Here is a 6,994-nt window from a genome sequence, read left to right on the forward strand (position 1 = left end):
AATACATGACCGCTCCAGACTTGCGCCGCCGCCGCTATTTTGCCTCTTGCCCAAGAGGGGCCGTCCATACATGACGAAGCCGAAAGGCGCCGGCCAAGACCTCACGCGACCTCTCGCAACCCCTCACCGGTCCGCGCCCCTTCCGGGAGTGCCCCCAGCGCCGCCTGCAGCAATATCTCCGCCAGCCGCGTCGCTACCGGGTCGAGCTCGGCGTCCTTCTGATGCAGATGCAGCGCCATCATCGGCAGCGCCGGCAGCCCGAGCACGCCCGGCGCGATCGCCCTGACATTGGCCGGCAGGCCGATATCGGTGCGGATCGTGAGACCCAGTCCCGCCGCCACCGCCGCCCAGATGCCGCCGAGGCTGGGGCTCGAGAACGCCATGCGCCAGGGCATGCCGGCGCGGTCGAGCGTTTCCGTCGCGACGGTACGCAACAGGCACGGCGCCTCGAACACCACCAGCGGCAGCGGCTCGCCATTGCGCGGAGCGGCCTCGATCGGCTTGGCCGGGCCGATCCAGCGCGCCTGCACATCGGCGACATGCCGGCTGTAGGGCAGGGTCGTGCCGTCATGCCAGGCGAGCGCGATGTCGAGATTGCCTGACAGGACGCGCTCGGCGAGATCGTGGCTGCGTCCGATCCGCGCCTCGATCCGGACCTTGGGATGGGCGCGGGCGAAGCGGCCGAGCACGTCGGGCAGCACGGCCTCGCCGAAATCCTCCTGCAAGCCGAGCCGCACCCAGCCTTCCAGCTCGACGTCGCGGATGGCGGAGGCCGCCTCGTCGTTGAGCTCGATCAGCCGTCGCGCATAGCCGAGCATGGTTTCGCCGGCTTCGGTGAGCGCGAGGCCACGTCCTGCCTTGCGGAAGATCGGCGTATCCGCCTGCTCTTCCAGCTTCTTCAATTGCGCGCTGACGGCCGACGTCGAGCGTCCCAGCCGTTCGGCGGCCTTGGCGAAGCTGCCCAGCTCCATGCCGGTGACGAAGGTTCTGAGGACATCGAGGTCGAACGTGACGCGGCGCATAAGATTGTCCTGATTTTCAGGAGTGTTGGTCAAAAACTTCCTGATTTTATGGATGAAGCTATGGCGCTACATCCGGTCCGTCAAGCCGTCAGCCGGCCGTCACGGGAATGGAACCATGTCCGCCATCGCCACACGAAACGACTGCCGGCCGCCCGCCGCGGATATTGCGGCCACCTCCGCCAGCCGCGCCTTCGGCCCCAATCATCGCTGGAGGGTGCTGGGCATCGGCGTCGCCGCCAATGCCGGCTTCTCCGCCACCTTCTCCGGCATTCCGGCAACCGCGGTGATCATGCGCCAGGGCTACCATCTCCAAAATGCCTCGCTGGGCCTTGCGCTCGGGCTGCTCGGTCTCGGCGTGGCGCTGAGCGAACTGCCCTGGGGTGTGCTCACCGATCGCTGGGGCGACCGCCGCGTGCTCCTGACCGGTCTCGGCGCGACGGCGGCATGGCTGCTCATCATGGCTATGCTCGTCGTGCCGACGAAAACAGCCATTCCCGGCGTCACGCTGCTCTCGGCGAGCCTGCTCGTCGCCGGCCTGCTCGGCGGCAGCGTCAACGGCTCCAGCGGCCGCGCCATCATGGGCTGGTTTGGCGAGGGCGAGCGCGGCTTCGCCATGAGCATCCGGCAGACGGCGGTGCCGCTTGGCGGCGGGCTGGGCGCTCTCGTCCTGCCTTCCCTGGCGCTGGCCTTGGGCTTCACCGCGGTCTTCGGCCTGCTTGCGGCCGTCTCCGCTCTGTCGGCCTGGTTCGCCTGGCGCTGGCTGCACGAGCCGCCGGCCGAAGGCAGCGGTCGCGCCGCCGCGACGAGCGGCCCGGCGCCCTTGCGCAACATCGAGGTGTGGCGCATCTCGACCGCCATCGGCTTGCTCTGCTTCCCGCAGGTCGCCGTGCTGACCTTCGCCTCGGTCTTCCTGCATGATTCCGCCGGCATGGGCACATGGGTGACCAGCGCCAGCCTCGCCGCCGTGCAGACCGGCGCCATGGTGATGCGCGTCTGGAGCGGACGCTTCACCGACCGGCATGGCAACCGCCGGCCGTTCCTGAAAGTCTGCAGCGCGCTGAGCGCATTTGCCTTCCTGGCGCTTTGGCTGCTGGTGATCGCCGCCGCCGGAACACCGTTGCTGCTGCCGCTGCTTCCGCTGATGGTCGTCGTCGCCGGCATCTCCGTTTCCGCCTGGCACGGCGTCGCCTACACCGAGCTCGCCACGCTTGCCGGCGCCGGCCATGTCGGCACCGCGCTCAGCCTTGCCAACAGCTTCGTCTTCATCGGCTTCTGCCTGGTGCCGATCGCCATTCCATGGCTGCTGGTGGTCTTCGCGTGGCCGGGCGTGTGGCTCGCGGCGGCGATCTGCGCGGCGATCGCCTGGCCGATTTTCCTGCGCCAGGCTTGATTCATACGAACCTGATTCAACCCCCATCCATGCCTGATTCTCCGTCGGTCAGCTGGGGAAACAGCAAGCCGGCTTTCCTCAAACATGAAAAGAACACGATCGATGCCGTTAACCCCGCATCAAGGTTAATGCTTCATTTTGGCTCTCCGGGGTCAGTAGCGTTCTGGAGAGTTCAGTGCATCGACGCGTTTCAATGCGGCTTGCCGCCGCCGCCGTTGCGAAAAAACGTTCCTTTCTTCCTCCTTTGGTGCTCGGGCTCGGCATTTGGATCGGCTTTCCGTCGGCCGTCGCCTATCAGGATATGGCAAGCCTGATCTCCGGCCCGGAATCGTCCAACGTCCGCTGGAATGCCTATATCGAGAAATCCGCCGCCGGCTCGGTGCATGCCGCCGAAATGCCGTTCGTCGATTCCGTCACCACCGGCTCGCTCTCCGGTTCCGGCGTGGATTTGCCTGGCGTCGGCACGGTGGCTTTTCGCGGCAAGGGCAATGTCGCCGGCGCCACGCCCGATGAAGACCGTGTCATGCGCGCCGACAAGAAGGGCCGTCTGGTCAAGGTGGCGCCGGTCGCGCCGCCGAAGAACTTCAGCGCCGGCTCGATTTTCGAGCGTACCTCCTCGCTGCTGCGTCCCTCGATGGACAGCGGACTGAAGCTCACCTTCGCCAAGCCCGGCATCAAGGGCAAGGAAGTCCAGATCGCCCAGGCCTTCCACCTGCGCGAGGACAAGAAGCCGGATCCGGACCTGCCGGCGGCGCTTGTCGCCCTCGTCAACAACGACAAGCCGGATATCCTCGCCACCGCCTATGCGCAGTCCGCGCCCGACTACGCCAAGGCTTCGCCCTTCGAGGCGCTGCTGCAGGACGATCCGAACGACGGCCGCTTCATTCCGCCGATGGGCAAGGGCGACCACGCCTGGATGCAGAACCCGCTGCCGGCGAGCGTCTTTTCCAAGCCTGAGCAGGCATGCCTCGCCAAGGGCATCTATTTCGAGGCGCGCAGCGAGCCCGTCCGCGGCCAGGCGGCGGTGGCGCAGGTGATCCTCAACCGCGTCCGCAACCCGGCCTATCCGAAGACCATCTGCGGTGTCGTCTACCAGAACGACGACTGGTTCAACCGCTGCCAGTTCTCCTTCGCCTGCGACGGCAGGAAGAAGACCATCACCGACCAGGCTTCCTACAAGACCGCCCAGGAGGTCGCCATGGCCGTGACCGCCGGCAAGATCTTCATTCCCGAGGTCGGCTCGTCGACGCACTACTACGCCAACTACGTCCACCCGGGCTGGGCGCGCGCCATGCAGCGCATGACCAGGATCGGCCTGCATATCTTCTACCGCACCTATGGCGGCGGCTGGAGCTGAGCTCTCGGGCGGCTCGAGCCGAGCCGGCTGGGCGGCTCGAGCCGAGCCGCCTAAATGACCGCCCCGGCCATCCTTCCTTCGGCAGCCGGCATGCCCCGGCGGGCGCGCCTTGTTGCGCGGATTCGCCCCGTCACCTCACGCGGGCGTGAAGGGCACGATGTCGCACCTCTCTAAGTGGTTGATTTAATTGTCGAAAATACATCGCTTGGAAGTTCGGTCCGTGGCTTGACGGGGGCGGACCCTCTAACTATGTTGCCGGCGACTTTAGAAGCGGACGGACGGCAATCGTCTGCCCGGGCAGGGGGGTTGCGATGGCCGATAAAACCGGGCCAGACGGAACCGGAGAAACCGGCCGCGGCAGGCAGCCAGAAGCCACCATCCGCGACGACGAACTTGAGCGCCGCCGGCGCGATCTTGAAGCATCGCTTGCGACAAGACGCACGGACCGGCTCGAGGGGAAAGACGAAGCGAGAGCTGCGCCCGGTTACGGTCAGGCGCTGAAACTGTCCAGCGAGTTCATCGCCGGGGTGGTCGTCGGTGTCGGCTTGGGCTGGATCATCGACCGTCTGGCGGGAACGGCGCCCTGGGGTCTGATCGTCGGCCTGTTGCTGGGCTTTGGCGCTGGTATACTCAATGTCCTGCGCTCGGCGGGACTTGCATCCGAATTCGGCCAGGGCGGCAAGCCGCGCGAGCCGAAAGAATGAAGTGGGGCGCCGCAAGGCGCCGAAGTGAACTTAAGAAGCCGGTTGTGGCTTTGACGGGGATTTAAAGTGGCTGCTGCTGACAAGGTCGACCCGATCCACCAGTTCCAGATCCATCCGATCATCCCGCTGCATATCGGCGGCTACGACGTCTCTTTCACCAACTCCTCCCTGTTCATGGTCGCGACGATCGTGCTGGCCTCGGCCTTCCTTTACATGAGCACGGCCAGCCGCGCGCTCATTCCGGGCCGGCTGCAGTCGGTGTCCGAGATGGCCTACGAATTCGTCGGCAACATGCTGCGCGACGCCGCCGGCAAGCAGGGCATGCAGTTCTTCCCGCTGGTGTTCTCGCTGTTCATGTTCGTGCTGGTCGCCAACCTGATCGGCCTGTTCCCCTATTTCTTCACCGTCACCAGCCACATCATCGTCACCTTCACGCTGGCGATCCTGGTCATCGGCACCGTCGTCGTCTACGGCTTCGCCAAGCACGGCTTCGGCTTCCTCAAGCTGTTCGTGCCGCATGGCGTGCCGGGTTATCTTCTGCCGCTGGTGGTGGCGATCGAAATCATCTCCTTCGTCTCTCGCCCCGTCAGCCTCTCGGTTCGTCTTTTCGCCAACATGCTGGCCGGCCACATCACGCTGAAAGTGTTCTCGGGCTTCGTCGTCAGCCTCAGCGCCTTTGGCGCCGTCGGCATCGCCGGCTCGGTCCTGCCGCTTGCAATGGCGGTTGCGCTCTCCGCGCTCGAATTGCTGGTCGCTTTCCTGCAGGCCTATGTCTTCGCGGTGCTGACCTGCATGTATCTGAACGACGCCCTGCACCCGAGCCACTGATTTTCACCGGCGCCCCGGCGCCAGCATACCCAACGTACCAACTGCAACGAACAAGCAAACCACAGGAGTTTTGAAATGGACGCAACTGCAGCAGCTGCTATCGGCGCTGGTATCGCCTGCATCGGCATGGGCGGCGCGGGCATCGGCCTCGGCAACATCTTCGGCAGCTACCTCTCGGGCGCGCTCCGCAACCCGTCAGCTGCCGACGGCCAGTTCGGCCGCCTGATCTTCGGCTTCGCCGTGACCGAAGCTCTGGGCATCTTCTCGCTCCTGATCGCTCTGCTCCTGGTCTTCAAGTAAGAACCGGCGCTGACGAAAGGGGCCGCATGGTGCGGCCCCGTTCCATGGACAGGGGAATGAGATGTTCGTGACATCTGCCTATGCGCAAGAAGCAGCGCCGGCCGCGGCCGAGGGCGATACGCATGCGGGCACTGCCGTGCCTGCCGCGGAGCATGAAGCGTTCCCGCCATTCGATGCCAAGACCTTCCCGTCGCAGATCCTGTGGCTGGTCATCACCTTCGGGCTCTTCTACCTGTTCCTGAAACGGGTTGTGATGCCGCGTCTTGGCGGCATCATCGATGTCCGCAACGACCGCATCACCCAGGACCTCGACCATGCCGCAAGGCTGAAGGGCGAGGCGGATGCTGCCGTTGCCGCCTATGAGCAGGAACTGGCGGAAGCCAAGGTCAACGCCAACAAGATCGGCCAGCAGGCGAACGACGCCGCCAAGGCGCAAGCCGAGGGCACGCGCAAGAAGCTCGAGGCCGAGCTTGAGAAGAAGCTTGGCGAGGCCGAGGCGAGCATCGCCTCGATCAAGGCCAAGGCGATGAAGGAAGTCGGCACGATCGCCGAGGACACCACGTCGGCCATCGTCGAGGCGCTTGTCGGTGGCAAGACCGACAAGTCCGAGATCGCGGCCGCGGTCAAATCCGCGAGCCGGTGAGGAGCGGGATCATGGACGCCACATCACTCGCCACGCTCTGGGCCACCATCGCCCTGATCATCTTCCTCGGCGCCATCATCTATCTGAAGGTGCCGGGCATGCTTGCCAAGTCGCTGGACGCCCGTGCGGCCAAGATCAGCGGCGAGCTCGAGGAAGCGCGCAAGCTTCGTGAAGAGGCCCAGCAACTGCTCGGCCAGTATCAGCAGAAGCGCAAGGAAGCCGAGAAGGAGGCCGCCGACATCGTCGCCGCCGCCAAGCGTGAGGCTGAATTGCTTGCCTCCGAGGCCGCCAAGAAGACCGAGGACTATGTCGCCAGGCGCACCGCCCTTGCCGAGCAGAAGATCAGCCAGGCCGAGCGCGAGGCTGTCAGCGAAGTGCGCGCCAGCGCCGTCGACATTGCCGTCGAGGCCGCCCGCGCGCTGCTCGCCGCCAAGGTCGACGTCAAGGCCGGCGCGGACCTGTTCAAGTCGGCGCTGGATGACGTCAAGGCCAAGCTGAACTGAGCTGACGTCGAAGCTGCGAAATCAAAGCCGCCTGGGCAACCCGGCGGCTTTTTTGTTTGAAAAGAGAGCGCGGCGCCGGAACTGCCAATCTCCCCCCTTGTGGGGGAGATGCCCGGCAGGGCAGAGGGGGGGCGCGAAGGAATGAGGCGCCGCAGGATCAAGGTTCCTCGCCCCACGGATGTGGGGAGAGGTGGCCGCGAAGCGGACGGAGAGGGGCTTCGTAGGGCGCTCCCCTCTCCGTCTCGGC

General features: G+C 65.6%; 8 protein-coding genes. 7 read left to right on the forward strand and 1 reads right to left on the reverse strand.

Going from position 1 to position 6,994, the window contains the following annotated elements; translation table 11 throughout:
- Window positions 1–101: 101 nt before the first annotated feature.
- A complete protein-coding gene (locus FJ471_RS33770; RefSeq protein ID WP_140810725.1) occupies window positions 102–1,022 on the reverse strand; it encodes a LysR substrate-binding domain-containing protein in 921 nt (306 codons plus the stop codon).
- A gap of 115 nt (window positions 1,023–1,137) precedes the next feature.
- On the opposite strand from FJ471_RS33770, the gene FJ471_RS33775 reads away from it, so the two are divergent.
- The 7 genes from FJ471_RS33775 (at window position 1,138) to FJ471_RS33805 (ending at window position 6,747) form a co-directional block, all read left to right on the forward strand.
- Window positions 1,138–2,412 (forward strand): MFS transporter, encoded by a 1,275-nt coding sequence (locus tag FJ471_RS33775; RefSeq protein ID WP_140810731.1) that lies wholly within the window; start codon window positions 1,138–1,140, stop codon window positions 2,410–2,412.
- A gap of 175 nt (window positions 2,413–2,587) precedes the next feature.
- Entirely contained in the window at window positions 2,588–3,769 is a 1,182-nt protein-coding gene (locus FJ471_RS33780; protein WP_140810738.1) for a cell wall hydrolase, read from the forward strand.
- 311 nt (window positions 3,770–4,080) lie between these two features.
- A complete protein-coding gene (locus FJ471_RS33785; RefSeq protein ID WP_140810745.1) occupies window positions 4,081–4,473 on the forward strand; it encodes an AtpZ/AtpI family protein in 393 nt (130 codons plus the stop codon).
- A 66-nt stretch (window positions 4,474–4,539) separates the two neighbouring features.
- A complete protein-coding gene (locus FJ471_RS33790) occupies window positions 4,540–5,301 on the forward strand; it encodes a F0F1 ATP synthase subunit A (RefSeq protein ID WP_140810753.1) in 762 nt (253 codons plus the stop codon).
- 75 nt (window positions 5,302–5,376) lie between these two features.
- On the forward strand, window positions 5,377–5,601 hold the full coding sequence (locus FJ471_RS33795; RefSeq protein ID WP_027164582.1) for a F0F1 ATP synthase subunit C: 225 nt from the start codon (window positions 5,377–5,379) through the stop codon (window positions 5,599–5,601).
- Between the two features lie 61 nt (window positions 5,602–5,662).
- On the forward strand, window positions 5,663–6,244 hold the full coding sequence (locus FJ471_RS33800) for a F0F1 ATP synthase subunit B (RefSeq protein WP_140810760.1): 582 nt from the start codon (window positions 5,663–5,665) through the stop codon (window positions 6,242–6,244).
- Between the two features lie 11 nt (window positions 6,245–6,255).
- Complete coding sequence (locus tag FJ471_RS33805; RefSeq protein WP_140810767.1) at window positions 6,256–6,747, forward strand: F0F1 ATP synthase subunit B; 492 nt, start codon at window positions 6,256–6,258, stop codon at window positions 6,745–6,747.
- The last annotated feature ends 247 nt before the right edge of the window (window positions 6,748–6,994 follow it).

This window comes from Mesorhizobium sp. B2-7-1 (genome assembly GCF_006440735.1).
GTDB lineage: Bacteria > Pseudomonadota > Alphaproteobacteria > Rhizobiales > Rhizobiaceae > Mesorhizobium.